This is a genomic window from Sphingopyxis sp. Geo25 (genome assembly GCF_949769135.1).
Taxonomy (GTDB): Bacteria; Pseudomonadota; Alphaproteobacteria; order Sphingomonadales; family Sphingomonadaceae; genus Sphingopyxis.
Map to the genome: position 1 here is coordinate 324,618 of NZ_CATKOZ010000002.1, position 23,768 is coordinate 348,385.

The 23,768-nt window shown below is 66.0% G+C and carries 30 protein-coding genes; 15 read left to right on the forward strand and 15 right to left on the reverse strand.

The window, feature by feature from the left end; genetic code table 11:
- Positions 1–25 precede the first annotated feature (25 nt).
- The gene (locus tag QOL68_RS08760) at positions 26–1,381 is read left to right on the forward strand and encodes a DNA recombination protein RmuC (RefSeq protein WP_282948841.1); all 1,356 of its coding nucleotides are present in this window, start codon (positions 26–28) and stop codon (positions 1,379–1,381) included.
- Positions 1,382–1,412: 31 nt separating this feature from the next.
- Here the strand turns inward: QOL68_RS08760 and QOL68_RS08765 are convergent, their stop codons facing one another.
- From QOL68_RS08765 to QOL68_RS08800, 8 genes are all read right to left on the reverse strand, one after another.
- A complete protein-coding gene (locus QOL68_RS08765) occupies positions 1,413–2,207 on the reverse strand; it encodes an META domain-containing protein (RefSeq protein WP_282948839.1) in 795 nt (264 codons plus the stop codon).
- Positions 2,208–2,278: 71 nt separating this feature from the next.
- Positions 2,279–3,097 carry a TrmH family RNA methyltransferase gene (locus QOL68_RS08770; RefSeq protein WP_058454992.1) on the reverse strand — a complete coding sequence of 273 codons (819 nt, stop codon included), beginning with the start codon at positions 3,095–3,097 and terminating at the stop codon, positions 2,279–2,281.
- 4 nt (positions 3,098–3,101) lie between these two features.
- Positions 3,102–3,380 carry an HPr family phosphocarrier protein gene (locus QOL68_RS08775; RefSeq protein ID WP_058454993.1) on the reverse strand — a complete coding sequence of 93 codons (279 nt, stop codon included), beginning with the start codon at positions 3,378–3,380 and terminating at the stop codon, positions 3,102–3,104.
- A complete protein-coding gene (locus QOL68_RS08780; RefSeq protein ID WP_058454994.1) occupies positions 3,377–3,805 on the reverse strand; it encodes a PTS sugar transporter subunit IIA in 429 nt (142 codons plus the stop codon). The genes QOL68_RS08775 and QOL68_RS08780 overlap by 4 nt, the downstream gene beginning before the upstream one ends.
- 14 nt (positions 3,806–3,819) lie before the next feature.
- Positions 3,820–4,761 (reverse strand): RNase adapter RapZ, encoded by a 942-nt coding sequence (gene rapZ, locus QOL68_RS08785; RefSeq protein ID WP_282948833.1) that lies wholly within the window; start codon positions 4,759–4,761, stop codon positions 3,820–3,822.
- Entirely contained in the window at positions 4,758–5,204 is a 447-nt protein-coding gene (locus QOL68_RS08790; protein ID WP_058454996.1) for an HPr kinase/phosphorylase, read from the reverse strand. Before QOL68_RS08790 ends, rapZ begins: the two co-directional genes overlap by 4 nt.
- Before the next feature lie 55 nt (positions 5,205–5,259).
- Positions 5,260–6,864, reverse strand: coding sequence for a sensor histidine kinase (locus QOL68_RS08795; protein WP_282948830.1), 1,605 nt, complete (start codon positions 6,862–6,864; stop codon positions 5,260–5,262).
- Positions 6,854–7,564, reverse strand: a complete 711-nt coding sequence (locus QOL68_RS08800) for a response regulator transcription factor (protein WP_058454998.1) — start codon at positions 7,562–7,564, stop codon at positions 6,854–6,856. The genes QOL68_RS08795 and QOL68_RS08800 overlap by 11 nt, the downstream gene beginning before the upstream one ends.
- Positions 7,565–7,811: 247 nt before the next feature.
- On the opposite strand from QOL68_RS08800, the gene QOL68_RS08805 reads away from it, so the two are divergent.
- On the forward strand, positions 7,812–9,413 hold the full coding sequence (locus tag QOL68_RS08805) for a phosphoenolpyruvate carboxykinase (protein ID WP_282948828.1): 1,602 nt from the start codon (positions 7,812–7,814) through the stop codon (positions 9,411–9,413).
- Positions 9,414–9,462: 49 nt separating this feature from the next.
- On the forward strand, positions 9,463–9,915 hold the full coding sequence (locus QOL68_RS08810) for a hypothetical protein (protein WP_282948826.1): 453 nt from the start codon (positions 9,463–9,465) through the stop codon (positions 9,913–9,915).
- Here QOL68_RS08810 and QOL68_RS08815 read toward each other — a convergent pair.
- Both QOL68_RS08815 and QOL68_RS08820 read right to left on the reverse strand, forming a co-directional pair.
- Positions 9,912–11,768: a DUF885 domain-containing protein gene (locus QOL68_RS08815; protein ID WP_282948824.1), complete on the reverse strand. Its 1,857-nt coding sequence runs from the start codon at positions 11,766–11,768 to the stop codon at positions 9,912–9,914. The two genes, QOL68_RS08810 and QOL68_RS08815, sit on opposite strands and share 4 nt — an antisense overlap.
- Before the next feature lie 127 nt (positions 11,769–11,895).
- Entirely contained in the window at positions 11,896–12,312 is a 417-nt protein-coding gene (locus QOL68_RS08820) for a DUF3597 domain-containing protein (protein ID WP_282948822.1), read from the reverse strand.
- A gap of 177 nt (positions 12,313–12,489) precedes the next feature.
- Between QOL68_RS08820 and QOL68_RS08825 the strand changes: the two genes are divergently transcribed.
- Entirely contained in the window at positions 12,490–13,110 is a 621-nt protein-coding gene (locus tag QOL68_RS08825) for a DUF937 domain-containing protein (RefSeq protein WP_282948820.1), read from the forward strand.
- 199 nt (positions 13,111–13,309) lie between these two features.
- On the opposite strand, the gene QOL68_RS08830 is transcribed toward QOL68_RS08825, so the two are convergent.
- From QOL68_RS08830 to rplU, 3 genes are all read right to left on the reverse strand, one after another.
- Positions 13,310–13,906 (reverse strand): GNAT family N-acetyltransferase, encoded by a 597-nt coding sequence (locus QOL68_RS08830; protein ID WP_204991867.1) that lies wholly within the window; start codon positions 13,904–13,906, stop codon positions 13,310–13,312.
- Positions 13,907–14,147: 241 nt separating this feature from the next.
- Positions 14,148–14,417, reverse strand: a complete 270-nt coding sequence (gene rpmA, locus QOL68_RS08835; protein ID WP_058455005.1) for a 50S ribosomal protein L27 — start codon at positions 14,415–14,417, stop codon at positions 14,148–14,150.
- A gap of 48 nt (positions 14,418–14,465) precedes the next feature.
- Positions 14,466–14,930 carry a 50S ribosomal protein L21 gene (rplU, locus tag QOL68_RS08840; protein ID WP_282948816.1) on the reverse strand — a complete coding sequence of 155 codons (465 nt, stop codon included), beginning with the start codon at positions 14,928–14,930 and terminating at the stop codon, positions 14,466–14,468.
- A 257-nt stretch (positions 14,931–15,187) separates the two neighbouring features.
- On the opposite strand from rplU, the gene QOL68_RS08845 reads away from it, so the two are divergent.
- On the forward strand, positions 15,188–15,679 hold the full coding sequence (locus QOL68_RS08845) for a hypothetical protein (RefSeq protein ID WP_282948814.1): 492 nt from the start codon (positions 15,188–15,190) through the stop codon (positions 15,677–15,679).
- A gap of 106 nt (positions 15,680–15,785) precedes the next feature.
- On the opposite strand, the gene pspF is transcribed toward QOL68_RS08845, so the two are convergent.
- A complete protein-coding gene (pspF, locus tag QOL68_RS08850) occupies positions 15,786–16,811 on the reverse strand; it encodes a phage shock protein operon transcriptional activator (RefSeq protein WP_282948812.1) in 1,026 nt (341 codons plus the stop codon).
- 176 nt (positions 16,812–16,987) lie between these two features.
- Here pspF and QOL68_RS08855 point away from each other — a divergent pair, with 176 nt between their 5' ends.
- From QOL68_RS08855 to QOL68_RS08900, 10 genes are all read left to right on the forward strand, one after another.
- On the forward strand, positions 16,988–17,128 hold the full coding sequence (locus QOL68_RS08855) for a hypothetical protein (RefSeq protein WP_156416522.1): 141 nt from the start codon (positions 16,988–16,990) through the stop codon (positions 17,126–17,128).
- Positions 17,129–17,215: 87 nt separating this feature from the next.
- Entirely contained in the window at positions 17,216–17,878 is a 663-nt protein-coding gene (pspA, locus tag QOL68_RS08860; protein WP_282948809.1) for a phage shock protein PspA, read from the forward strand.
- Between the two features lie 12 nt (positions 17,879–17,890).
- On the forward strand, positions 17,891–18,172 hold the full coding sequence (gene pspB / locus QOL68_RS08865; RefSeq protein WP_058455010.1) for an envelope stress response membrane protein PspB: 282 nt from the start codon (positions 17,891–17,893) through the stop codon (positions 18,170–18,172).
- Between the two features lie 2 nt (positions 18,173–18,174).
- Positions 18,175–18,555, forward strand: coding sequence for an envelope stress response membrane protein PspC (pspC, locus tag QOL68_RS08870; protein ID WP_054731198.1), 381 nt, complete (start codon positions 18,175–18,177; stop codon positions 18,553–18,555).
- Positions 18,556–18,596: 41 nt separating this feature from the next.
- The gene (locus QOL68_RS08875) at positions 18,597–18,896 is read left to right on the forward strand and encodes a hypothetical protein (RefSeq protein WP_204991862.1); all 300 of its coding nucleotides are present in this window, start codon (positions 18,597–18,599) and stop codon (positions 18,894–18,896) included.
- 14 nt (positions 18,897–18,910) lie between these two features.
- Positions 18,911–19,228 (forward strand): hypothetical protein, encoded by a 318-nt coding sequence (locus QOL68_RS08880; protein WP_204991861.1) that lies wholly within the window; start codon positions 18,911–18,913, stop codon positions 19,226–19,228.
- A gap of 10 nt (positions 19,229–19,238) precedes the next feature.
- Positions 19,239–19,487, forward strand: a complete 249-nt coding sequence (locus QOL68_RS08885) for a hypothetical protein (protein WP_058455013.1) — start codon at positions 19,239–19,241, stop codon at positions 19,485–19,487.
- Positions 19,488–19,519: 32 nt separating this feature from the next.
- Positions 19,520–19,792, forward strand: coding sequence for a hypothetical protein (locus QOL68_RS08890; RefSeq protein WP_058455014.1), 273 nt, complete (start codon positions 19,520–19,522; stop codon positions 19,790–19,792).
- A 26-nt stretch (positions 19,793–19,818) separates the two neighbouring features.
- Positions 19,819–20,076: a hypothetical protein gene (locus tag QOL68_RS08895; protein WP_282948800.1), complete on the forward strand. Its 258-nt coding sequence runs from the start codon at positions 19,819–19,821 to the stop codon at positions 20,074–20,076.
- Between the two features lie 192 nt (positions 20,077–20,268).
- On the forward strand, positions 20,269–20,679 hold the full coding sequence (locus QOL68_RS08900; RefSeq protein WP_204991858.1) for a SufE family protein: 411 nt from the start codon (positions 20,269–20,271) through the stop codon (positions 20,677–20,679).
- Between the two features lie 265 nt (positions 20,680–20,944).
- Here the strand turns inward: QOL68_RS08900 and QOL68_RS08905 are convergent, their stop codons facing one another.
- Positions 20,945–23,632 carry a TonB-dependent receptor gene (locus QOL68_RS08905; protein ID WP_058455016.1) on the reverse strand — a complete coding sequence of 896 codons (2,688 nt, stop codon included), beginning with the start codon at positions 23,630–23,632 and terminating at the stop codon, positions 20,945–20,947.
- Positions 23,633–23,768: the final 136 nt, after the last annotated feature.

The window sequence follows — 23,768 nt, forward strand, 5'->3', positions numbered from 1 at the left end:
GCGGCGTTCGATCTATGTTCCGCGCATGGATGTCACCGCGCTCGTCATCGCCCTTGCCGCTATCTGTCTCGGCGGTCTGATCGGCTGGCTGCTCGCCGGGCGGCAGGCGGGGGCGCTCAAGGCCGAGCGCGATGGATTGTCCGAGCGATTCAAGGCGGCGGTGACCGATCTGGCGGCCGAGGCCGAGGCGCGCAAGGCGGCGGACCTCAAACTCGCGTCGCTGCTTGCCGAACAGCGCGCCCGCGACGAGGCGCACGAGGCGCAGATCGCCCAGCTTCGCGACGCGCAGACGGCGCTCACCGCGCAGTTCCGCGAAGTCGGGCAGGCGATGCTCGGTGAAGCGCAAAAGGCGTTCCTCGAGCGCGCCGAGCAGCGCTTCAAGCAGAGCGAGGAGACGGCGGGGCAGAACCTCAAGGCTTTGCTGTCGCCCGTCCACGAGCGGCTGCAGAAATATGAGGAAGCCGTCGGCAAGGTCGAGGCCGAGCGCCAGAATGCATTCGGGCTGCTGCACGGCCAGATCGCGGCGATGCGCGAAGGCACCGAGCGCGTGTCGAGCGAGGCGGCGAAGCTCGTCAACGCGCTTCGCAACGCCCCCAAGGCGCGCGGGCGCTGGGGCGAGCAGCAACTGCGCAACGTCCTCGAAAGCTGTGGGCTTTCAGAACATGCCGATTTCCAGACCGAGGTCAGCGTTGCCGACGGCGACGGCGGGCGGCTGCGCCCCGACGTCGTCGTGAAGGTGCCCGGCGGGCAGAGCCTCGTCATCGACGCCAAGGTGTCGCTCAACGCCTATCAGGATGCGTTCGGCGCGGTCGACGAGAGCGAGAAGGTGGTGCATCTCGCCGCGCACGCCGCGGCGATGAAGGCGCATGTCAACACGCTCGGCGCCAAGTCCTACTGGAACCAGTTCGACGACACCCCCGACTTCGTCGTGATGTTCGTCCCCGGCGAGCATTTTCTTGCCGCCGCGCTCGATCAGGATCACGAGCTCTGGGACTATGCGTTCGAGCGCAAGGTGCTGCTCGCGACCCCGACCAACCTGATCGCGATCGCGCGCACCGTCGCGGCGGTGTGGCGGCAGGAAAAGCTCGCGGGACAGGCGCGCGAGATCGCGGCGCTGGGCAAGGAACTCTATGCGCGCATGTCGGTGATGGGATCGCATATCGCGCGCGTCGGCAAGAACCTCGATCAGGCGACCGGCGCGTACAACGCCTTCGTCGGCAGCTTTGAATCCCAGGTGCTGACGCAGGCGAAGCGTTTCGAGGCGCTCGATGTCGAGACCGGCGACAGGGAAATCGCCTCGCTTCCCGTCGCCGAACAGACCGCGCGTCCGCTGGCGAAGCTAGCCAGCGCTCCCGCCGCAGTGAACGACGCGAGCCAGTAGCACCGTCGCCCCGCCTGTGCGCGGGCGATGCTCAGATCGCGCGCTTCAATACTGCCGTCTGCCCATCGGCTCCGGTGATTTCCAGCGTGCCGTCGCTCGGGAAGCTCAGGGTAACCGGGCCGCGCATCAGGGCGAAGAAGGCGCTTTCCTGCATCATTCCCGTACCGGGACACGCCATTTTCGTCGCCATCAGCGGCCCTGCGGTCAGTGTGCGGCCTTCGACCTTGTAGCTGCCGGAAAAGCGGTTGCATCCCGCGCTGCCGCTGAGCCGCTCGCCGTCGAATTGCAGCGAGGTCGGGCGGTCGCCCGCTACCGGCGCGCCGCCGATCGACACGAAGGTCCAGCGCGTCCCCGCCAGTTCGCCGGGCGGCAGGACTCCGCCGCCGCAACCCTTCACCGTCTTGCCGTCGGCGGTGACCGTCACCGTGTCGCGATAGCGGCGGTCGCTCATCCCGTCGCTGCATGTCGCGTGCGTGACGTCGACCGTCAGTCGGTCGGTGACATAGCGCTCGCCATTGAAACTCGGGCGCGCACCGGGGTTGGCGACGGCGATCTTCGTCTCGCCATAGTCGCCGTTGTAACCAAGCCGTTCGGGGGTGATCTCCAGCGTCCAGCCGGGCTCGGTGCCGAGCGCGAAATAGGCGGCGGGCTTCGGACCCTGCGGCGGTTCGGCGGCGGGGACGCAGCCAGTGAGGGCGGACAGAGCGAGCAGCGGCAACATACGCATCGTGGGGGCGGCCTTTCCATTCTCGTCACCCTGAAGTTGGTTCAGGGTCCATGGCGCGACCATTTCCTTGGCGTGACGCTGAACGGGGGCGCCGGTCATGGATGCTGAAACACGTTCGGCATGACGAATATGCACTAAATCGGCGCGCGTGTCTCGACGATGAACCGGCGCTAACGCGTCCGCCGCTGGTTCAGCACCTCATAGGCCATGACCGCGGCCGCCACCGCGGCGTTCAGGCTGTCGGCCTTGCCCATCATCGGCATCTTCACGCGCACGTCGGCGGCCGCGGCATAGTCCTCGGGCATCCCCTGCGATTCATTGCCGATGAGGATGAAGGTCGGGGCCGCATAGCGCACCGCCTGATAATCCTGCGTATCGTCGCCGAGCCAGGTCGCCACCAGCTGGCCGGGACCGCTGCGCAGCCAGGGCAGGAATTCCTCCCAGCGTGCCTGCACAAGGCGCTGGGTGAAAATCGCCCCCATGCTCGCGCGGACCGCCTCGACCGCATAGGGATCGGTCGACTCGTCGAGCAGGATCAGCCCGCCCGCGCCGACCGCATCGCCGGTGCGCAGCATCGTGCCGAGATTGCCCGGATCGCGCAGCCGCTCGGCGACGAGCCAGATCGGCGCAGCGGTGCGGTCGAGGTCGGTCAGCGCGGTTTTCGGTTCGGCATAGATGCCGACGATCGTCTGCGCATTGTCCTTCCCCGACAGTTTGGAGAGGATGGCGGGCGTCGTGTCGATCACCTCGCCGCCGTTCGCGAGCGTCGCCTCGACCAGCGCCCGTGCGAGCGGATGCGCGGCGCCTTCCTCGGCGAGGAACAGCCATTGCGGCAGCACGCCTGCCTCGCGTGCCTCGGTCGCGATGCGCAGCCCCTCGGCCAGGAACAGCCCCTCGGCGCGCCGGTGCCGCTTTTCGCGCAGCAGGCGCATCCGCTTGACCAGCGGGTTGGAAAGGCTTTCGATGCGGCTGCGGCGACCGGTCGCCATGGGATCAATCCTCGCCGAAGCTGTCCTTGACCAGCCCGACGAGCTTCAGCAGCGCGGCATCGGCGCCGTCGCCGCGGGTGTGGATCGTGATGCTGTCGCCCTTCGCGGCGCCAAGCATCATCAGCCCCATGATCGAGGTGCCGTTGACGCGCGACCCGCCCTTTTCGACCTCGACCGACACGGTGTCGGGCAGGCGGCTGACGAAGGTCACGAACTTTGCGCTCGCGCGTGCATGGAGTCCCCGCTGGTTGGTGATCTCGACCGTTTCGCTGGCTTCGCTCATGGCCCCACTCCCAACATCTCCGATGCGACGGAGATATATTTCTGGCCCGCTTCTCTCGCTGCGGTCACCGCGGCGCGCAGGTCCATCGTCTTGCGCGCGCTTTCGAGCCGGATCAGCATCGGCAGGTTGACGCCCGCGATCACCTCGGTTCGGCCGCTTTCGAGCAGGCTGATCGCGAGGTTCGACGGCGTGCCGCCGAACAGGTCGGTCAGCATGATCACCCCGCGCCCCTCATCGACGTTGCGAATCGCGTCGGCGATTTCCTTGCGGCGCATCTCCATATTGTCGTTGGGGCCGATGCAGACGGTGGCGATCGCGCGCTGCGGGCCGACGACATGCTCCATCGCGGTCACCATTTCCTCGGCCAGCCGGCCGTGGGTCACGAGGACCATCCCGAGGAGCGGCAGTGCTTTGTCGGTGGGCATGGAATGCGAGACCCTTATCTGTTGCCGACGGCCGCGGGAGCTGCGGGCGGGGGCTTGCCCTCAAGCCCATCTTGCGGCGCCGAGTCAAGATTGCGGTGGGTCAGCACTGGCTCATAACCGGACTCGCGTAGCGTTTGGGCAACACGCGATGCGACATGGACCGACCGGTGGCGTCCGCCGGTGCAGCCGAAGGCGATGGTGACATAGCTTTTGCCCTCGGCGCGGTAGCGCGGCAGCAGGGTCAGGATCAGCCTTTCGATCTGCGCGACGCTGTCCGCATAGGCAGGATCGGCCATCACATAGGCCGCGACATCGGCGTCGAGCCCGGTGCCGGGCTTGAGCTTCGGATCCCAGTGCGGGTTGCGCAGATAGCGCATGTCGAACACCAGGTCGGCGTTGCGCGGCAGGCCGCGCGCGAAACCGAAGCTCAGCACATTGAGGACCGGCGCGCCCTCTTCGGTGTCGCCGAACCGCTGGCGGACCTCCTGTTGCAGGTCGTTGCTGCTGTAGTTGGTGGTGTCGACGACATGCTCGGCCCAGCGGCGGAGCGGCTCCATCATCTCGCGTTCGCGCGCGATGCCGTCGGCGGCGGGGCGATCCTCGGCCATCGGATGGCGGCGACGCGTTTCGGAGAAACGGCGTTCCAGCTCGGCGCCGGCGCAGTCGAGGAACAAGGTCTGGACATCGCGGCCGCCGCTCTCGCGCAATTCCTTGATCTGCTTGACGAGCAGCGCGGGCCGAAAGCCGCGGCTGCGGCTGTCGATCCCGACCGCGATAGGCCGATGCGCCTCGCTGCGTTTTACCGGTGCCTCGATCAGCGCATCGAGCAGCGCGAGCGGCAGATTGTCGACTACCTCCCAGCCCAGATCTTCGAGCACCTTGAGCGCGGTCGACTTGCCCGCGCCCGAGAGTCCCGTGACGAGGAGCAGGCGCGGCTCTGCGGCGGCGGCGGTCATCGCTCGGGAGCCAGCCGTTCCAGCGCGAGCAGGATCTTGATCGGGGCGGAGGCTTCGAAGGCCGAGAGCAGCAGCGCGGGAAGCGGATGGCCCGCGACCATCTCGACCTGACCCACCGCGGGCATGCGGTCGTAGCGGTCGCTCAGCCGCACCGCGAGCGCGAGCGGCACCGGCGCGGTCCACGGCTTTTCGACGATGCCGATCCCGCGTACCTCGAGCTTGCCGGCAAGCGCTTCGGGCGGGCGGCACCACAGCCGCTCGCGGTCGTACCAGATATCGCAGCGGTCGTCGGCGACCAGCCGCGCTCCCTTGTCGATCAGCCGCAGCGCGAGGTCGGACTTGCCCTGTCCCGAATTGCCGAGGATCAGCACCCCACCACTGCCCGCCGCGACGCAGCTGGCGTGGATATTCTGGATCTCGGGCTTGGTCCGGCTCGGGAACATCACCGGGGCTTAACGGCGATGTTACGCCGCTGCAAGGAAGATGGGGCGGCGAGCGTTAACCCTGCTCTTCCGATCGTTCGCGCGCGGGCAGGGTGATCAGCAGGCTCGCGCCGCGCTTGCCGTCGTCGCGGTCGCGCGCGGAAATTGTTCCCTGATGCCCCTCAATGATCGTCCGGGCAATCGCCAGCCCCAGTCCGCTATGCTTGCCGAATGCTTCGTCGCGCGGCCTTTCGCTGTGAAATCGGCGAAAGATGGCCTCGCGCTGGTCGGGGTCGATGCCCGGGCCGTCGTCGTCGACGCGAATATGCACCTCGTCGCCGAGCCTCGTCGCGGCGATACAGACGAGGCCCGCATCGGGGGAGAAGCTGATCGCATTGTCGATGACATTGTCGATCGCACGTTCGAGGCGATGGCCGTCGCCCATCACCGTCGTCGTGCCCTTGCGCGGGCGGGCGAAGGCAATGCGGGGGTTCGGCGCGTTCCGCGCGCGCGCGGCGCGGCCCGCGAGCATCGATTCGATCATCAATCCGATGTCGATCGGCTCGAACAGGGTGCGCGAGAGCTGCGCGTCGATGCGGCTCGCATCGCTGATGTCGGTAACGAGCCGGTCGAGGCGGCGGACATCCTCGTCGGCGATGGCGAGCAGTTGCTCGCGCTGCGCGTCGGTCGTGACGCGTCCCAGTCCCTCGATCGCCGAGCGGACCGACGCGATCGGATTCTTGAGCTCGTGCGTCACGTCGGCCGCGAAATGCTCGCCCGCGTCGATGCGTTCGCGCAGCGCCTGCGTCATGTCCGACAACGCGCGCGCGAGCGTGCCGATCTCGTCGCGCCGGCTCGGCAGGCGCGGGACGACGACCTCGCGCGCGCGGCCCAGCCGGACGCGTACGGCGGCGCGCGCAAGCCGGCGCAAGGGGCGGACGATCGTGCGCGCGAGGAACAGCGAAAGAAGGACCGAGGTGATCAGCACCATCGAGACGACGATCGCGAGCCGCAGGCGCTCGGCGCGGACGGTGCGGGTGATGTCGCGCGCGTTGAGCGTCATCATCATCACCTCGGGTGTTTCGAGGTCGACGACGCGCGCCGCGCTGAGCAGCGGGGTGCGTTCGGGGGCGTAGCGGAAACGGCTGCTCGCCTTGCCGGTGCGGAAGGCTTCGACGACCTCGGGCCAGGCCCCGCCCACATCGATTCGCGGCTCCTCGAAATCGGGATAGGTCGGCGCGCCGACGATCCAGTCGATGCCGCGGTCCATCGCCCGCGCGGCATCGCGCTTCCATGGCTGCAGATCGGGGTCGCGGAGCGTGTAGGTCGGCGGACCGGTCGTGAAACTGTCCGACAGCTTGGCGCCGCCGGGCGCATAGAAGCGCAGCCGCGATTCGGTCGCGCGGGTGAAGCTGTCGATCAGACGCTGGCGCTGGTCGGGGCGGGCCGCCTCGAGCGCCTCGTCGAGCTGCGCGAGCTGGTCGGCCATCACGTCCATGCGGGTGTCGACGAGGCGGGTGCGATAGGTGTCGAGGTAGAAGAAGCCGCCGCCGAACAGGATGATCGCAAGGATGTTGACCGCAAGGATGCGCGTCGTCAGCGACCAGCGCGCCGACCAGACGAGCGGTGCCTCTTCCTGCTCGGCAAGGCTGCCCTCGGGTCGCTTGCTGTCAGCCGTCATCGGAAAAGCGGTAGCCCGCCCCGTACAGGGTCGCGATCGCGTCGAATTCGGGGTCGACCTCGCGGAATTTCCGGCGCAGCCGCTTGATGTGGCTGTCGATCGTCCGGTCGTCGATATAGACATCGTCCTGATAGGCCGCGTCCATCAGCTGGTTGCGGCTGCGCACGATGCCGGGGCGCGACGCCAGCGTTTCCAGAATCAGGAATTCGGTGACGGTCAGGGTGACGTCCTTGCCGTCCCAGCTCACCTTGTGGCGCGCGGGGTCCATCGTCAGCCGGCCGCGGCTGATCGGATCGGCGACGGGTTCTTCATCCTCGCTCGGCGACGCGCGGTTGAGCTCGACGCGGCGCAGGATCGCCCGGATGCGCGCGATCACCAGCCGCTGCGAGAAGGGCTTGGCGATATAGTCGTCGGCGCCCATCGCGAGACCCAGCGCTTCGTCGATCTCGTCGTCCTTGCTGGTCAGGAAGATCACCGGAAGCTGGCTTTTCTCGCGGAGGCGCCGCAGCAGTTCGAGGCCGTCCATGCGCGGCATCTTGACGTCGAACACGGCAAGATCGGGCGGATTGTCGATCAGCGGCTTCAGCGCCGCCTCGCCGTCCGAATAGACGCGCACGACAAAGCCTTCGGCCTGCAGCGCGATCGACAGGGATTGCAGGATATTGCGGTCGTCGTCGACCAGCGCGATGGTTGCCGTCATGCTCTTTCCATTGGGCGGACCAACGAGCGATTAGCCGATAAGGGGCCGAGCGACAACCGGGCCCGACCGGCCGGTTATTTACCCTTTAATCTTTTGACCTCGGCCCTCATCCTCGCTAACGCGGCCGGGATTTCGGAATCGACGTATCCGTCGGCACCCCATGGTCATGCGGGCCCAACGCTTTCGCATGGCATGCCCTGCATACCTATGCATAAGGTGCGGTCGGGACAGAGGAGAGGCGAGAAAAATGACGAAGCTTGCGATCGGCACCGACACCGTCGACACAAAGGCCGACGTAGCCGAAAACCTTGGCACCTCGGCGTTGATCGAGGAAGCAATCCGGGGCGGCGAGGGCCTGCTCGCCAAGGATGGGCCGCTGGTCGTTCAGACCGGCAAGCACACCGGGCGCAGCGCCAAGGACAAGTTCATCGTCCAGGACGACGAGACACGGGGCACCATCTGGTGGGGCAAGACCAACGTCCCGATGACCCCAGAGCATTTTGCGGCGCTGAAGGCCGACTTCTTTGCGCACCTTGCCGATCGCCCGCGGCTTTATCGTCAGCAGCTGTTCGGCGGTTCGCAGCCCGAGCATCGCGTCGGCGTGCAGGTCATCACCGAATTCGCCTGGCACAGCCAGTTCATCCGCACCCTGCTCTGCCGCCCGACCGCGGCGGAGCTCGCGGCGTTCGCGGCCGAATATACGATCATCGACCTGCCGAGCTTCCGCGCCGACCCCGCCAAGCACGGCACGCGGACCGAAACGGTGATCGCGGTGAACTTCACCGAAAAGCTGATCCTGATCGGCGGCACGCAGTATGCCGGCGAGATGAAGAAGTCGGTGTTCGGCATCCTCAACTACCTGCTCCCCGTAAAGGGCGTGATGCCGATGCACTGCTCGGCGAACATCGGTCCGAATGGCGACACGGCGGTCTTCTTCGGCCTCAGCGGCACCGGCAAGACGACCTTGTCGGCCGACGCGTCGCGCACGCTGATCGGCGACGACGAGCATGGCTGGTCGGACACCGCCGTCTTCAATTTCGAGGGCGGCTGCTACGCCAAGATGATCCGCCTCTCGCCGGAGGCCGAGCCCGAGATTTTTGCGACGACCAAGCGCTTCGGCACGGTGCTCGAAAATGTCGTGATGGACCCCGAGACGCGCGAACTCGACTTCGACGACGCAACGCTCGCGGAGAACAGCCGCGGCTCGTACCCTATCGACTTCATTCCGAACACGTCGGAAAAGAATATGGGTCCGGTACCGAAGACGGTGATCATGCTGACCGCCGACGCCTATGGCGTGCTGCCCCCGATCGCGAAGCTGACCCCCGATCAGGCGATGTACCACTTCCTTTCGGGCTACACCGCGCGCGTCGCGGGCACCGAAATCGGCGTGACCGAGCCCGAGGCGACCTTCTCGACCTGCTTCGGCGCGCCGTTCATGCCGCGCCACCCGTCGGTCTATGGCAATCTCCTCAAGGAGCGCATCGCCAAGGGCGGCGTCCAGTGTTGGCTTGTCAACACCGGCTGGACTGGCGGCATGGCGACGATGGACGGCATCAAGCGCATGCCGATCAAGGCGACCCGCGCGCTGCTCAACGCCGCGCTTGACGGCAGCCTGAACGACGCCGAATTCCGCAAGGATCCGAATTTCGGCTTCCTGGTTCCCGTCGCGGTGCCGGGCGTCGATACGGCGCTGCTCGACCCGCGCGAAGCATGGGCCGACAAGCAAGCCTATGACCGGACGGCGCAAACGCTGGTCGGGCAATTCATCGACAATTTCGCGCAATTTGCGGACCATGTCGACGAAGGCGTCCGCCAGGCGGCACCGCAGGCGGCCGTCGCAGCATAATCGACCCGGATCTCTTCCGGGTGCTCATTCACCCGGAAGGACCGGAAAGATGACTACCGACTATTCAGCCCGCCTGTTTGCCGGCGACGATGAGATCCGCGCGATCGGCACCGGCCTGCTCGCACGCACTTTGCCGCGCGAGGCGTGGACACACGAAGCGCATCTCGGGGCCTGCCTTTGGCTGCTTTCCGAGCGCCCGGACATCGACGTCGATGCCGAGATTGCGAACATCATCCGCGGCTTCAACGAGAGCGTCGGCGGCGTGAACGACGACCACAACGGTTATCACGACAGCATCACCCGCGCCTATGTCGCGGGCGTCCGGCTCTTCCTGTCGGAGACCGCCGCAACGGGCCTTGCCGAGCGTGTCAACGCGATGCTGCTCTCCGACGTCGGTCGCCGCGACTGGCCGCTGCGCTTCTACAGCCGCGAACGGCTCTTCTCGGTCCCGGCGCGGCGTGGGTACGTCGAGCCCGACCTCGCGCCGCTTCCGCAGGTCTAGCCCGTCGCGCCTGCGATATATTCGTCGACATTCTTGGCGAGCACGTCGAGCGGCACGTTGCCGCCCTTGACCACGGTGTCGTCGAAATCGCGGAGGTCATATTTCGTCCCCAGCGCGGCCTGCGCCCGGCCGCGCTGTCGGACGATCTCGCTGTGGCCGACCTTGTAACCGCACGCTTGCCCGACCCAGCTGCAATAGCGGTCGACCTCGCTCGAAACCTCGAGCGGGTTCGAGCCATTTTCCTTGACGAAGAAGTCGACCCCCTGCTCGCGCGTCCAACGCTTCGCATGAATGCCGGTGTCGACGACGAGGCGGCAGGCGCGGAAGGCCAGCGACTGGAGATAGCCCAAACGCCCGACCTCGAAATCATCATAGAGGCCCAGTTCGTCCGCCAGCTGTTCGGCGTAGAGCGCCCAGCCCTCGCTATAGGCGTTGAACGCGAGCATCGTGCGGATAAGCGGCATCGAGTGGGCATATTCGCCCTGCCACGCATGGCCGGGAATCGCCTCGTGCATCGTCAGGTCGGGCAGCGAATATTTACTGTGCAGCTCGGTCGTGCGCAGGTTGATCCAGAAGCGCCCCGGAATGCTGCCGTCGATCGACCCCGCGCCGCCATAGGCCGCGGGCGCGCCGGGTTCCTCGGCGAGCGGCAGCCGCTTCACCTCGACATTGCCCTTCACCAGCGTGCGGAAGGCGCGCGGCAGCTGGGCGCGGATCTTGCCGAGCCAGGTCTGGATATAGGCGACGATCTCGGCGCGGCCTTGATCATTGTCGGGGAATTTGAAGCGCGGGTCCTTCGCCAGCTCGTTCATCCGGTCGCCGACCGAGCCCTTGGTATAGCCGAGCTTTTTGAGGATCGGGTCCATCTGGCCGTGCAATTCGGCAAGCTGTTCGCGGCCCATCGCATGGACCTCATCGGGCGTCATGCGCGTCGTTGTCGAGGCGCGGAGCGCCCAGGAATAGAATTCGTCGCCATGCGGACGCGCCCACATGCCGGCGTCCATCGTCGCCTTTGGCCGCTGCGCCTTCAACTCGGCGAGCTGGCGTTCGAGCGCCGCCGCGACCGGCCCCTGCACGATCTTCGACGACCGCGCCGCCCATTCGCCCGCGATCTTCGCCGCGGCGGTGCGGGTGACGAGGCTCTCGACCATCCCGCCGCCCGCCTTCGCGTCGGCGAGCGTCGCCTCGAGCTGCTTCACCGCCTTGTCGATCAGAAAGGCGGGGGCGATGAGGCCCTGGCCGCCCGCGGCTTTGAGGCGTTCGGTCTCGCCGTCGAGCACGCCCGGAAAGGCATTGAGGCGGGCGAGATAGGCTTCGGCGTCGGCGGCGCTCTTCACCGGATGGTCGCTGTCGAGGAACTTCGGAATGTCGAGATAGGCGCCGACATTCTGGATCACGACATAGGGCGTGTTGCGCCAGCCGCCGACCGCGACATCGCCATAGGGCTGGGCAAAGCCGTCGATCGCCACGCTGTAGGCACTGTCGACGACCGCGAGGCTGGTGCGCGTCGCATGGTCGAGACCGTCGGTCCTGAAAGCACGGATGCGCGCGACGTCGGCCTTCAGCGTGTCGGCAATGGCCTTTTGCCCCGCGGCCGACCGGTCGCCGAGCTGGCCGCGCATTGCTGCGCGCGCACCGGTGTCGATGCCGAGCCCGGTGGCGCCCTCGGGCGAGAGGGCGAGGAGATTGTCGGCGATCGAATCGAGCAGCGCCGTGGCAGGCGACTTCGCGCGTGCCGCGGTCGCGACGGTTTCGGCGGCCGCCCGCCCCGCAATGGCAATACCCGCGGCGCTGGCGCCGAGCGCGGCGAGCGTCTGGCGACGGCTGAAGGAGGTGGAAAGCAGGTCGGACACGGAAGGCTCCCTCGGGCGATTTTGTTTCTGTTGAAACCTGTCTAGGCGGCGAAGCGCATGGGTCAATGAAAAGGGGCCGGGAAAGCGTCTGCCTTCCCGACCCCCGTCGAAATTTATGGACCGTCCGTCAGTCGGTCAGGTCGGCGGGTACCTTTCCGCCGTTCGCGGCGAGTTCGCGCATCACCGCCTTGTGCAGCCAGATGTTCATTTCGGCGCTGCCGTCGAGCGCGCCGGTGTAGCCGAGTTCGGTCGCCAGCTCCTTGCGGTTGTCGAAGCTCGAATCGATGCCGAGCAGCTTCATCAGGTCGACGATCGAGGTGCGCCAGTTGAGCGGCTGGCCCGCTTTCGCCGCTTCGGCGCTCAGAATCGCCTCGACATCGACCTCGCTGATCGCGGCGGGGGTTTCGGCCGCGGCGGCCATCGCGCTCGTCGCGGCGCCGACCGCGGCGCCGATCGCGCTCGCCGATGCCGACGGGGCGGCGGGTTCTGCGGCCTCGGCCTTCTTGCCGAAGATCGCGTCCTTGATCTTGCCGAAAATGCTCATCTTTTCACTCCCACTAAGATGCGCGGCCATCCCGACCGGGGCGAGTCGCGGGGCCACAGGATGGACCTATGCATTTGTAAATGACAGCGAAATGAACGACTCCTCCTGGCTCCCCGACGGGGCTATGCTGGCGCCTATCGGCATGGCTGGATCGCGTGCCGAAGTGGGAGACTTGGCATGAATCTGGCCGACATATTGGCGCAAGCCGGTGGTATCGAATCGATGGCGAAGGAGTTGGGCGTTCCGCCCGGCGTGGCGCAGCAGGGCGCCGAAGCGCTGCTTCCCGCGATCCTCGGCGGCTTCAAGAAGCAGGCGCAGGGCGGCGGCGGGATCGAAGGCCTCGGCGGTTTGCTCAGCCAGCTCGGCGGCGGCGGGCTGCTCGATTCGGTGCTTGGCTCGCAGCCGACCCCGGTTGAGCAGGGTAACGACGTGCTCGGACAGATTTTCGGGTCGAAGGATGTCAGCCGGTCGGTCGCCGACCATGCGGCCGGACAGACGGGGATCAGCGCCGGCCTGCTCAAGCAGATGCTGCCGATCCTCGCGATGATGGTCGCGGGCTATATGGCGAAGCAGGGCGGGCAGGGGCAGCAGGGCGGCGGCGGTCTCGGCGATCTGATCGGCGGCGCGCTCGGCGGTGGCGGCTCGTCGGGCGGCCTCGGCGGAATGCTCGGCAGCGTGCTTGGCGGCGGTGGCGCGTCAGGCGGCGGGCTGGGCGGCCTTGGCAAGATGCTCGACATGGACGGCGACGGCAATCCGCTCGACGACATCATCGGCATGGCGGGGAAATTGCGGGGGTAACGAGCTTCTGATCGCGTCGTCCGGATCCGGCCGGTAGAGGCCCTAACTAATCCCGTTCGCCTCGAGCGAAGTCGAGATGCCCCTCGGTCCAGGCGCTGCTTCGATGGGTGTCTCGACTTCGCTCGACACGAACGGAAATAGGGGACGGTCTGGAGACCACCCCTAAGCGGTCGCTCGACGATTCGGATCGGGCGTCTCTTCAGGCCGCGATCAGGCGGATTTCCTCACGAAAGTCGGCATCGATGTCGATCCGGCCGCGCATGGGGGTGACGGCATTGCTGCCGTCCCCGTCGCCTTCCTCGAACAGCGCGCACGCCGCCTCGCCGCCGCGCGCGACGCTATAGCGCTGCGCGACCTTGCCGGTCGGCCGGAACCCGAGCTTGCGCAGCACCGCGCCCGATGCCGGATTGTCGACGAAATGCCCAGCCGACAGCTTCGGCAGGTGCATCGCGCGGGCAATCCGCAGCAGCTGGCGCCCGGCTTCGGTCGCGAAACCGAGACCCCAATAGGGACGCGCGATCCAATAGCCCATTTCGAGCTCGCCCTCGGGGCCGGGTGAAATACCACAGCCGCCGACAAGGCGCGGGGCGCCAACGGTGCGGGCGAAGATCAGGAAGCGTGGCTGGGTCGGGTCGATCGGCTGGTTCAGGAACTTCTGCGCCTCTTCCTCGCCATAGGGCCAGGGCGCGCGGGCAAGGTTCCGCACGACCGCCTCTTCGCCGATTGCCCGCGCGAGGGCGGGGGCGTCTTCCTGCCAGCCGGGCCGCAGCAACAATCTTTCGGTACGCGCAAACATTCTTATCACTCCCATTTGCCTGTCGCCCTAGCCGCCACATGGTGACTCTTTGACGACAGTCGATGCCCGAGGGAGATGGATGGCCCTGTTTTCGCGTCCGGAACCGAGGCAATCGACGGCGGACAAGAAAAAAGGGAGTCCGGGGGTGACCCGTCTCCCTCTTTTCGAACCTTGTTTCCGCTTGGGGCGGAAAGGACAGCTCCGGGTCATCCCTTGATGGGCGACCCGTGCAAGATCGCCCTTATTCGGCGGCTTCCGCCATGGCGTCGACCGACACATATTTGCGGCCAAGCTTGCCATCGTGGAATCGGACGCGGCCGTCGGCGGTGGCGAACAGCGTGTGGTCCTTGCCCATGCCGACGTTGACGCCCGCGTACACCTTGGTGCCGCGCTGGCGCACGATGATGTTGCCGCCGATCACTTCCTGACCGCCGAACTTCTTCACGCCAAGGCGCTTGGCCTGCGAGTCGCGACCGTTGCGCGACGAACCGCCTGCTTTCTTATGTGCCATGACCTAAACTCCTTACTTCGCTTGAGGGGCCGAGCTGCGTTACCGCGCTCAGGCTTCCTTCTTGGGGGCCGCCTTCTTGGCAGCGGGCTTCTTTTCGGCGGTCTCGGCCTTGGGGGCAGCGGCCTTCTTCGGCGAGGCAGCCTTTTCGGCGGCGGGAGCAGCGGCGGCTTCTTCGACCTTCGGCGCGGCTTCCTTCTTCGGTGCGGCCTTCTTGGCTTCGCCGACGGCAAGGATGCGCAGCAGCGTCAGCGACTGGCGGTGGCCGTTGCGGCGACGGTAGTTGTGCCGGCGGCGCTTCTTGAACACGATGACCTTTTCGCCGCGGGTCTGCGCGATGATCTCGGCCGAGACGGTGAGGCCCTTGGCGTCCTTCACCTCGCCGCCGTCGCCGGCCAGCAGGACGTCGCCCAGCGACACGGTGTCACCGGCTTCACCCTCGATCTTCTCGACGGCGATCTTGTCTCCGGCGGCAACGCGATACTGCTTTCCGCCCGTGCGCACGATTGCGAACATGGTCTTCCATCCAATCAGAAACTAGAACACCCGCGCTGCCGGTCACCCGCCAAAGCAGGCGAATTTTCCAGCAAGCGGGAAAGACCGCGCACCTAGCGATCTCCGTTCGTGCTGTCAACCGCATATTTCCGTGCTTTTTAACTGATAATGCAGCGAAGCCAAGTTGGCTCCGGGGATTCCGATTCGGCACTTGCCGCCTGCGCACGCGCCCCATATCAGGGGTGGCAATGAAGCGCGCCTCCTTATTCCTGCCTGTCATGGCTGCCCTGACCCTGTCCGCCTGCGCCGGCGGGCCAGGAGCGGGCGGACCGGCGCCGTCGCTGGCCAAGCGCGCGGTTGAAGGGCGGTTCGAAGTGGTCCCGCCGTCGGTCGCGGTCACGCCCCCCGGGCCGTTGCCCACCGACCTTGCCGGCCGGCTCGGGCGGTGGGAGGCCGATTCGACCGCTGCCCAGCAGGCTTTCGCCTCCGAGCGCGGCGCGGCAGCCTCGGCGGTTGCGGCGGCTGCGGGCGCGCCGGTCGCGAGCGAACGCTGGGTCGTCGCGCAGCAGGCGATCTCGCGTCTCGTCGCCGCGCGGGCGCCGCTGACCGAGGCGCTGGCGGACATCGACCGGCTTTATCTGGAGCGCAGCATCGACGAAGCGGTCGACGGCCTTCCCGACATCTACGCTCTGCGTGACCGGCTTGCCGACACGGCGTCGGCGCAGGCGGCGATCATCGAGGCGCTGAGCAAACAGCTGCCTGGGGAGTAACCCCTTCCTGTCGCCATCCCGGACTCGATCGCGGATCCATCGTTCCAGCGCCAGGATGAATGGACCCCGGATCAAGTCCGGGGTGACGAAAAACGGAAGGGCGGCGTTACCGATTCAGGCCATGCTTTTTTAGTGCATGGCGAATCTGGTCGTAGCTGAGGCCCAGCGCCTCGGCCGCGACCTTCTGGTTGAAACGGCAGCGCGCCATCGTGTCGGCCAAGATCTGCTTTTCATAGGCGTCGACCGCGGCGCGCAGGTCGCTGACCGGGCCGGATTGCGGTTCGGGGGCGGTGGGGGGGCCTTCGCTCGCCGCGGCAGCCGCTGCCGGTTTGGCCGTCGCCTTGCGGACGACCGGCTGCCAGGGACTCGCGAAGGGATCGAAGCTCAGCGCGTCGACCGGCCGCTCGGGATCGGCCCAGCGATAGATGGCGCGCTCGATGACGTTACGCAGCTCGCGGACATTGCCCGGCCAGTCGTGGCCCTCCATCGCCGCCAGCGCGCGCGGGCCGAAGCCGGGCCATTCCTCCCAGCCGAGTACCGCCGCCATGCGCTGGCCGAAGTAGGTGGCGAGCACCTCGATATCGCCCTCGCGCGCGCGCAGCGGGGGGAGGGTGATGACCTCGAACGAGAGCCGGTCGAGCAGGTCGGCGCGGAAGCGGTTGTCTTCGACCAGTGCGGGCAGGTGCTCGTTGGTCGCCGCGACGATGCGGACGTCGACGCGGATCGGGCGCGACGAGCCGACGCGGGTGACCTCGCCATATTCGACCGCGCGCAGCAGCCGCTCCTGCGCCCCCATCGACATCGTCGCCAGCTCGTCGAGGAAGAGCGTGCCGCCGTCGGCCTCTTCGAAGCGTCCGGCGCGCGTTTTGGTCGCGCCGGTAAAGGCGCCCGCCTCATGCCCGAACAGCTCGCTCTCGATCAGCGTCTCGGGCATCGCGGCGCAGTTCATGATCACATAGGGGCGGTCCCAGCGCGCCGACAGGCGATGGAGGCGTTCGGCGATCAGTTCCTTGCCGGTGCCGCGCTCGCCGATGACGAGCACCGGGCGGTCGAGCGTCGCCGCCTGGCTCGCGCGGTCGACCGCATCCTGAAAGGCCGCCGACTGGCCGATGAACTGCGTTTCGCGTTCCATTCCCAATCATTGGCAAATTTTCCCGCTGAATGGCAAGTCAATTCGCGGCGAGGCGAGGTTTCTGCGTCAAGTTTGGCGCTTTTCTGCCATTGCGGGCAATTGGCACGCCTCCTGCAGTGATATTCACGAGCCGGCGCACATCGCTCCGGTGCAGCGAAAAAGGGAAGGTAGAACCCATGAAGACGATGTTTGCCCAAGCCGCCACCTTCGCGCTCAGCGCGTTCGGAGCGCTGGCTATTTTCGTCGGCGTGATCGACCAGCCGAAAGTCCTTTACGACATCGCTGCGGCAACCCCGGCGGTCAGCCATCTGGCCTGACCGAACACTGGTGCCGGGGCACTCTCCCCCCTTGCCCCGCCCCGGCACCAGCATTTCTTAGGACCAAGTTTCGACAGGAGTTTCCAAATGGGTATTTTCTCACGGACCCGCGACATCATCGCCGCCAACGTCACCGACCTGCTCGACCGCGCGGAAGATCCCGAAAAGATGATCCGCCAGATCATCTTCGAGATGAACGAAACGCTCGTCGAAGTCCGCGCCTCCGCCGCCCGCACGATCGCGGACCAGAAGGAAATGCGCCGCCATATCGCCAAGCTCGAAAGCCTGCAGGACAGCTGGAAGGAAAAGGCCGAACTCGCGCTGTCGAAGGACCGCGAAGATCTCGCCACTGCCGCCCTCGTCGAAAAGCAGAAGGCCGGCGACATGGCCGACAAGCTGAAGGCCGAGATCGCCGTCCTCGACGACGCGCTGCAGGGCTATGAAGCCGATATCGCCAAGCTGCAGAAGAAGTTGAGCGAAGCGCGCGCGCGCCAGTCGAGCGTCGTCAACCGCCTCGAAAGCGCCGAGAACCGCTACAAGCTGCGCGAGATGACCAACGGTGACCGCGTCGAGGATGCCTTCTCGCGCTTCGAGATCCTCGAACGCCGCGTCGACGAAGCCGAAGGCCGCGCCGATGCGCTCGGCCTCGGCTACAAGAAGTCGCTCGACGAGGAAATCGCCGACCTGCAGGCCGCCGACAAGGTCGCCGACGAACTCGCCGCGCTGAAGGCCGCGCAGGGCAAGAAGTAAGGAGCCGGACCGATGGAAGAAGTGATCATTGTCCCGATCGTCATTGGCACCCTCTTCCTCGGTCTGCCCTGGCTGATCCTCCACTACATCACCAAGTGGAAGCAGGCCAAGACGCTGACCGGAGAGGATGAGCAGCTGCTCGACGAACTCTACGACACGGCGCGCCGGCTCGAAAACCGCCTGCACACCGTCGAACGCATCATCAGCGCCGACCATCCCGACTTCCGCCCTTCGGTGCGGAGCGATGAAGAGCTGGCGCAACTCGAAAACAACAGCACGAGCCGGAGGAACTGAAGATGTCTGCCAGCCGCACGAAATTCTACCTCGACAAACAGAACGCCAAGTGGAGCGGTGTGTGCGCCGGGATCGCGGATTATAGCGGGATCGACGTCCTCTGGGTTCGCGTCGGCGCGGTCCTCCTGACCCTGATGGGCGGGTTCCCCTGGACGCTGATCGCCTACTGGATGGTCGCCTGGATGGGAACGCCCAAGCCCTTCGCGCTCTACGGATCGAACGAGGAGGCGAAGTTCTGGCAGGGCGTGCGCTCGAACCCCAGCGCCTCGACCCGCGACATCCGCTCGCGCTTTCGCGACATCGACCGCCGGCTCGCCGACATCGAACTCTACTACACCAGCCACAACCGCCGTCTCGCCGACGAGATCGACGCTCTCCGGTAATCGGCGCGCAGATCGACTGACGGGCAACAGGGAGAATAAGAATGAACTTCGGTGGTCCTGCTTTCGTCCTCGCCATCATCGCCCTGTCGATCGGCGGCTGGATGTTCACCACCTGGATCCGCGCCAAGCACGGCTATCCCGTTGAGAATGAATGGGGCGGCACGGTTCATCGAACCGACGTCGACGCTGATCGAAAAATCACGCTGCTCACGGACGAGAATGCCAGACTCGTCGGCCAGATCGGCCGGCTCGAGGAACGCATTTCGGTGCTCGAACGCATCGCGACCGACAATCACGGCCAGGCCGCGCAGCTCGCCGACCAGATCGACCGTCTGCGCTGAGAGGATTGACGACAATGGATCTCGTATTGCTCAACACCATCGCCCCCGTTGCAGCCGTTGTCGGCCTGGCCGGGGTTGGCGGCTGGGTCTTCACCACCTGGCTTCGCGTCAAGAACGGCTATCCGCTCGAAAACAGCTGGGGCAAGGCGATCTATCCCAAGACGAGCGACGAGACGATCGAGCGCGTCAAGCTGGTCAGCCAGGAAAATGCCCAGCTCCGCGCCGAACTGGGTTCGGTCAAGGACCGCCTTGCAGTGATCGAGCGCATCGTCACCGACGAGGGGCATCGGCTGAGCCATGAGATCGAGGCGCTGCGGCGCCCCGCGAACTGAGGAACATATCATGGAAAATATGATCTACGCGCTGATCCCGCTCGCGCCGTTCATCGTCGGGGGGCTGTTCATCTGGACCAAGCACCAGCAGAAGATGATCGAAAAGCAGTCGGAAATGACCGCCGAGAAGGCGGCGCAATATGCGGCGCAGACCGAACGGCTCGAAGCCCGCGTCCGCGTCCTCGAACGCATCGCCACCGATCGCGGTGTCGATGTCGCCGAAGAGATCGAAAAGCTGCGCGACGCGCCGCTCAACTGACAACGACAAGAAAGAAGCGAAAGGATCCCCCCATGAACCCCTTTGAAATGGTCATCGGCATCGTCCTCATCGTGACCATCGGCAGCATCGTCCGCGCGAAATATGGCGTGCGCCGCGATCGCCACGGGAATGAAGTCTATGTCGCGAACAACGCCGCGACCGAAGCCGAGACCAGGGCGCTGCAGGCAGAGATCCGAGCGCTCAAGGAGCGCATCCAGGTGCTCGAACGCATCGCCACCGACAATAACCGCGCGGTCACGCTCGACCAGGAAATCGAGAGCCTGCGCGACCGGTCCCTCCCCTGAGACTTTGACGAAGAAGGAGCCAACCCATGGGCACCATGACGTCTGACCTCGCCACCAACCTGATCGCGGCGGCGGTCGCGCTTTCGGCGCTGTCGATCATCAGCCTTGCGGCGCTCCGCGGCTGGCGCGACTGGATCCAGCTGAAGCGCGAGGAACTCGCGGCGGGCCACGGTCCCGCGGCGAACGACCCCGCCGTCCCGCACGCCGGATCGCGGATCGAGATCGCCGACCTCAAGGAACGGCTGCGCAAGCTCGAAGCCATCGCGGCGGGGGTCGACCTGTAACCACCCATTTCTCATGGTCACCCTGAACTTGTTTCAGGGTCCATGGCCGGAGCCCCCCAAGCGCGGCGAATATCGAGAGCGGGGGCCATGTATGCTGACACAGCGAAACCATGGCCGCAGCCAGCATGACGAGCATTGAGGCGAGGGGCAAAGCCCTTTCCTCCGCCCCCCAAATCTGCCACTGGCGCCGCCATGCGCAGCCTGACCGACATCTTCGAAGAATATGACTTTCTCGACGGCGACGATCGCTATCGCCTGCTGATCGAGCTAGGCCGGGAACTCGAGCCGATGCCCGACGCGCTCAAGACCGACGCGACCTTGGTCCGCGGCTGTTCGGCGAGCGTCTGGGTTTATCCGGTGCCGCAGGATGACGGGCGGCTCCATTTCCTCGCCGACAGCAATGCCGCGATCACCAAGGGGATCGTCGCGCTGGTCCTTGCGGCGGTGCAGGACCGCCCGGCGGCCGAAGTCGCGGCGATGGACGTCGCCGCCGCGCTCGCCCCCTTCGACCTCACGCGCCAGCTCTCGTCGAACCGCACGCAGGGCGTCCCCAACATGATCGCGCTTGTGCAAGACACCGCGCGCCGGATCGCCGCGGACTGAACCGCCTGCCGCTCCGGCCGGTCGAGCTGCTTTTGGCGGCATCGGGGTGGATTCCAGCCTTTCAGTTCACGTCCTGCTGAACTTGTTTCAGCATCCATGGACCGAGCGTTCGTCCGGCGTCGCGCCGAAGGAAACGGCAGACCATGGACCCTGAAACAAGTTCAGGGTGACGATGGGAAGATGTCGACCTCCGGTCGATAGCCGCAAAAGAAAAAGGGCGCGGGAGTTTCCTCCCGCGCCCGATTTCCTGGTCGTTCGTTGGGGCTTAGAAGCCGACGACGATCGAGCCGATGAAGGTCCGCGGCGAACCGATCTGGACGAACGGCACCGAGTTGTTCGCAAGCTGGCCGTCGAAGCCGCCGACATAGAGCTTGTCGAACAGGTTCGACACGTTGAGCTGGAAATAGACCTTGTCGCCGAAGCCCGCCCAGTCGAGGTTCAGACGGGCGTCGAGATCGACCAGCGTGTAGGCCGGCGCCTTCGCACCATAGACGACCGTGTTGGCGACGCCATTGACCGTCTGGTACAGCGGCGTGTTCTGGTCGTTGACGTAACGCGGGCCGGTGCGCTTCACCTGCACGCCGAGTTCGACCGGGCCGAGCTGGCCCTGGGCGCGACCGCCGAAGGTGTAGGTCGGCGAACCCGATTCGCGCTTGCCCTTGGTCAGCGCGAACGACTGCTGGCCAACCGCCGTACAGCCATAGAAGCCCGCTGCGACGTCGGCCGCGGCGCACGTGCCGAGACGGACATTGTCCTTGATTTCCGACTTCAGGTACGAACCGAAGGCATAGACCGAGAGTTCGGGGATCGGGCGGTACGAGACGCTGGCGTCGATGCCATATTTGTCGACGCGGCCGAGGTTACGGTAAACGTTACGCTCGGTCTCGGGATCGAACGACGAAGCGAGACGATCGTGGAAGATCGTGTACCAGGGACCGATCTGCGCCTGGACCTTGCTCGTCGAGTAACGGACGCCGACGTCGAAATTGTCGGTGGTTTCGGGCTTCGGATTCGCCTGATCGGTGTCCGTCGGGAAATAGAAGGCGTTGTAGAGATTGTCCGTACCCGGGACCTGAACGCCTTTCGAATAGTTGGCGAAGATGCTGATGTCGCCCGTCGCGTCGAAGGTCAGGCCGACGTTCGGCGTGAACTTGTTATACTTGCGGATGCGCTGCTGCGGACCCTGCACCGGCGCGGTGACGCCAGGGGCGATGGTGACGGTCGGGTTCGCTGCCAGCCAGGCCTGCAGGCCAGCGGTGTTCGTGCCGAAGCATTCGACGAAGCCGGTCGCGCTCGAGGTCGCGCAATAGTTGTTCAGGTCGCGCTTGAACATCTTGTACGAACCGCCGACCTGCACGGTCAGGGCGCCGAATTCGCCGCGATATTCGCCGCCGACGAGGTTCAGCGTCGCGATCGACTTGCGGTCGCGCTTCTGCAGGACGTTGCCCGACGCATCGGCCAGCGGGTCGTTGACCGGGAAGACGTCGAAGGGCTTGCCATTGGCCTGCAGGAAACCCGTTTCGCCGGTCTGGCGGTGGCGTGCGCGGTCGAGGCTGTAGAACACGCGGAACGTGTGTTCGTCGTTCAGCTCATAGCGCAGACCGGCGATGACGCCGTAGCGACGGGTCTGCGTCTGGCTGGGGGCGAGGACGCGGACGGTGTCGAGCAGGTCGCCGTCGCCGTTGAGATCGCGGCCATAATAGGGAGTGCCGCCGATATAGCCCATCTGGCAGCTCACCGTCGCGCTGTTCGGCGTGGTGTTGCAGTTTGCGGCGCCGCCGGTCGGGTTGACGTCGCGGCGCGCTTCCTGGCCGACGACCGTGCCGCCGCCGTTCGCCTTCACATATTGGAAGCTGGGGTCGACCGTCAGGACGAGGCCCTGCGCCAGCGTGAAGCGCGAGTTGACGCGGATATTGCCGGTATTCGAGGGGTTGTACCGCTCGTCGAACGTCGAGCCGCAGCTGTTGGCAACGTCTGCCTGACCCGGGCGCGCGGCCGAGTTGATCGTGCACTTGGCGATGCCATAGTCACGGTCGTCCTTGCTCTGCGGGAAGATGTTCGGGACGAAGTTCGACGCGATGTTATGGACGTCGCGAAGGCCGACCGAACCGAAGAAATTGTTGCGGTTCTGGTTGTAGTGGCCAGAGATCGCAACGAAGTCGCCGTCATCGCCGATCGGCTGATAAAGCTTGGCGTTATACTGCTGCTTGTGGATCTTGCCGGTGCGCGAATCGATCGCAGCGCGCGCTGCCGTGGTCGGCGTCGCGGCGTAGGCCGGCTGGTCTTCGTTGCCGAACACCGTGTCATTCTCTGCGTTGCTGGCCGAGATGAACAGGCGCGTGCCCCAGGGGGTCAGGACGCCGCTGTCGATCATGCCGAAGATGCGGAAGAAGCCAAAGTCGCCGGCCGAGCCGACCAGCTTGACGCCGAACTCTTCGCCCGGCGTGCGCGTGCGATAGTTGACGGTCGAACCAGACGCGGCGGCGGTCGGGCTGTCGACGTCGGTCGAGCCGAGGTTGACGTTGACCTGCTCGATCAGCTCGGGGTCGAGTTGCTGGTTCGAATAGAGCGCATAGTTACCCGAATCGTTCAGCGGAATACCGTCGAACGTCTGGTTGATGCGGGTGTTGTCGAAGCCGCGGATCGACAATTTGCCGCCCGCCGAGCCGAAGGGGTCGTTGTTCTGGAAGCTGACGCCCGGAAGCTGGTTGATGATGTCGTTGATCGTCTGGCCGGGCGCCTGGCGTTCGATGAACTCCTGCGTCAGGACGGCCTTCGCTTTGGTGGTGTCGGGCGTCTGGACGCCGGCGACGCCGCGGTTGGTGGCCGTGCCGGTGACCACGATTTCGTTTTCGAAGTCCTGCGAACCGGTCGACTGGGCGAAAGCCGGGGTGGAGAGCAGCGCGACCGGAATCAGCGCGGCGCTGGCGGCGAGCGTATGACGGAATTTCATTTCAGGATGTCCCCTTGGTGGTGCGTTCGGCTGGCGCGCGACAAAGGGCGCCCCTGACCTGCGAGCGCCCCTGAAGCCCGCATGTGGCACGATTGTGACAGCAATTGTGACAGTGCAAGCCGGGAGGGGAGGCGCG

Excerpts from the sequence above, each read along its gene's own strand:
- QOL68_RS08760 (WP_282948841.1), top strand. The coding sequence starts at position 26 with ATGGATGTCACCGCGCTCGTCATCGCCCTTGCCGCTATCTGTCTCGGC.
- QOL68_RS08765 (WP_282948839.1), bottom strand. The coding sequence starts at position 2,207 with ATGACCGGCGCCCCCGTTCAGCGTCACGCCAAGGAAATGGTCGCGCCA.
- QOL68_RS08770 (WP_058454992.1), bottom strand. The coding sequence starts at position 3,097 with ATGGCGACCGGTCGCCGCAGCCGCATCGAAAGCCTTTCCAACCCGCTG.
- QOL68_RS08775 (WP_058454993.1), bottom strand. The coding sequence starts at position 3,380 with ATGAGCGAAGCCAGCGAAACGGTCGAGATCACCAACCAGCGGGGACTC.
- QOL68_RS08780 (WP_058454994.1), bottom strand. The coding sequence starts at position 3,805 with ATGCCCACCGACAAAGCACTGCCGCTCCTCGGGATGGTCCTCGTGACC.
- rapZ (WP_282948833.1), bottom strand. The coding sequence starts at position 4,761 with ATGACCGCCGCCGCCGCAGAGCCGCGCCTGCTCCTCGTCACGGGACTC.
- QOL68_RS08790 (WP_058454996.1), bottom strand. The coding sequence starts at position 5,204 with ATGTTCCCGAGCCGGACCAAGCCCGAGATCCAGAATATCCACGCCAGC.
- QOL68_RS08795 (WP_282948830.1), bottom strand. The coding sequence starts at position 6,864 with ATGACGGCTGACAGCAAGCGACCCGAGGGCAGCCTTGCCGAGCAGGAA.
- QOL68_RS08800 (WP_058454998.1), bottom strand. The coding sequence starts at position 7,564 with ATGACGGCAACCATCGCGCTGGTCGACGACGACCGCAATATCCTGCAA.
- QOL68_RS08805 (WP_282948828.1), top strand. The coding sequence starts at position 7,812 with ATGACGAAGCTTGCGATCGGCACCGACACCGTCGACACAAAGGCCGAC.
- QOL68_RS08810 (WP_282948826.1), top strand. The coding sequence starts at position 9,463 with ATGACTACCGACTATTCAGCCCGCCTGTTTGCCGGCGACGATGAGATC.
- QOL68_RS08820 (WP_282948822.1), bottom strand. The coding sequence starts at position 12,312 with ATGAGCATTTTCGGCAAGATCAAGGACGCGATCTTCGGCAAGAAGGCC.
- QOL68_RS08825 (WP_282948820.1), top strand. The coding sequence starts at position 12,490 with ATGAATCTGGCCGACATATTGGCGCAAGCCGGTGGTATCGAATCGATG.
- QOL68_RS08830 (WP_204991867.1), bottom strand. The coding sequence starts at position 13,906 with ATGTTTGCGCGTACCGAAAGATTGTTGCTGCGGCCCGGCTGGCAGGAA.
- rpmA (WP_058455005.1), bottom strand. The coding sequence starts at position 14,417 with ATGGCACATAAGAAAGCAGGCGGTTCGTCGCGCAACGGTCGCGACTCG.
- rplU (WP_282948816.1), bottom strand. The coding sequence starts at position 14,930 with ATGTTCGCAATCGTGCGCACGGGCGGAAAGCAGTATCGCGTTGCCGCC.
- QOL68_RS08845 (WP_282948814.1), top strand. The coding sequence starts at position 15,188 with ATGGCTGCCCTGACCCTGTCCGCCTGCGCCGGCGGGCCAGGAGCGGGC.
- pspF (WP_282948812.1), bottom strand. The coding sequence starts at position 16,811 with ATGGAACGCGAAACGCAGTTCATCGGCCAGTCGGCGGCCTTTCAGGAT.
- QOL68_RS08855 (WP_156416522.1), top strand. The coding sequence starts at position 16,988 with ATGAAGACGATGTTTGCCCAAGCCGCCACCTTCGCGCTCAGCGCGTTC.
- pspA (WP_282948809.1), top strand. The coding sequence starts at position 17,216 with ATGGGTATTTTCTCACGGACCCGCGACATCATCGCCGCCAACGTCACC.
- pspB (WP_058455010.1), top strand. The coding sequence starts at position 17,891 with ATGGAAGAAGTGATCATTGTCCCGATCGTCATTGGCACCCTCTTCCTC.
- pspC (WP_054731198.1), top strand. The coding sequence starts at position 18,175 with ATGTCTGCCAGCCGCACGAAATTCTACCTCGACAAACAGAACGCCAAG.
- QOL68_RS08875 (WP_204991862.1), top strand. The coding sequence starts at position 18,597 with ATGAACTTCGGTGGTCCTGCTTTCGTCCTCGCCATCATCGCCCTGTCG.
- QOL68_RS08880 (WP_204991861.1), top strand. The coding sequence starts at position 18,911 with ATGGATCTCGTATTGCTCAACACCATCGCCCCCGTTGCAGCCGTTGTC.
- QOL68_RS08885 (WP_058455013.1), top strand. The coding sequence starts at position 19,239 with ATGGAAAATATGATCTACGCGCTGATCCCGCTCGCGCCGTTCATCGTC.
- QOL68_RS08890 (WP_058455014.1), top strand. The coding sequence starts at position 19,520 with ATGAACCCCTTTGAAATGGTCATCGGCATCGTCCTCATCGTGACCATC.
- QOL68_RS08895 (WP_282948800.1), top strand. The coding sequence starts at position 19,819 with ATGGGCACCATGACGTCTGACCTCGCCACCAACCTGATCGCGGCGGCG.
- QOL68_RS08900 (WP_204991858.1), top strand. The coding sequence starts at position 20,269 with ATGCGCAGCCTGACCGACATCTTCGAAGAATATGACTTTCTCGACGGC.
- QOL68_RS08905 (WP_058455016.1), bottom strand. The coding sequence starts at position 23,632 with ATGAAATTCCGTCATACGCTCGCCGCCAGCGCCGCGCTGATTCCGGTC.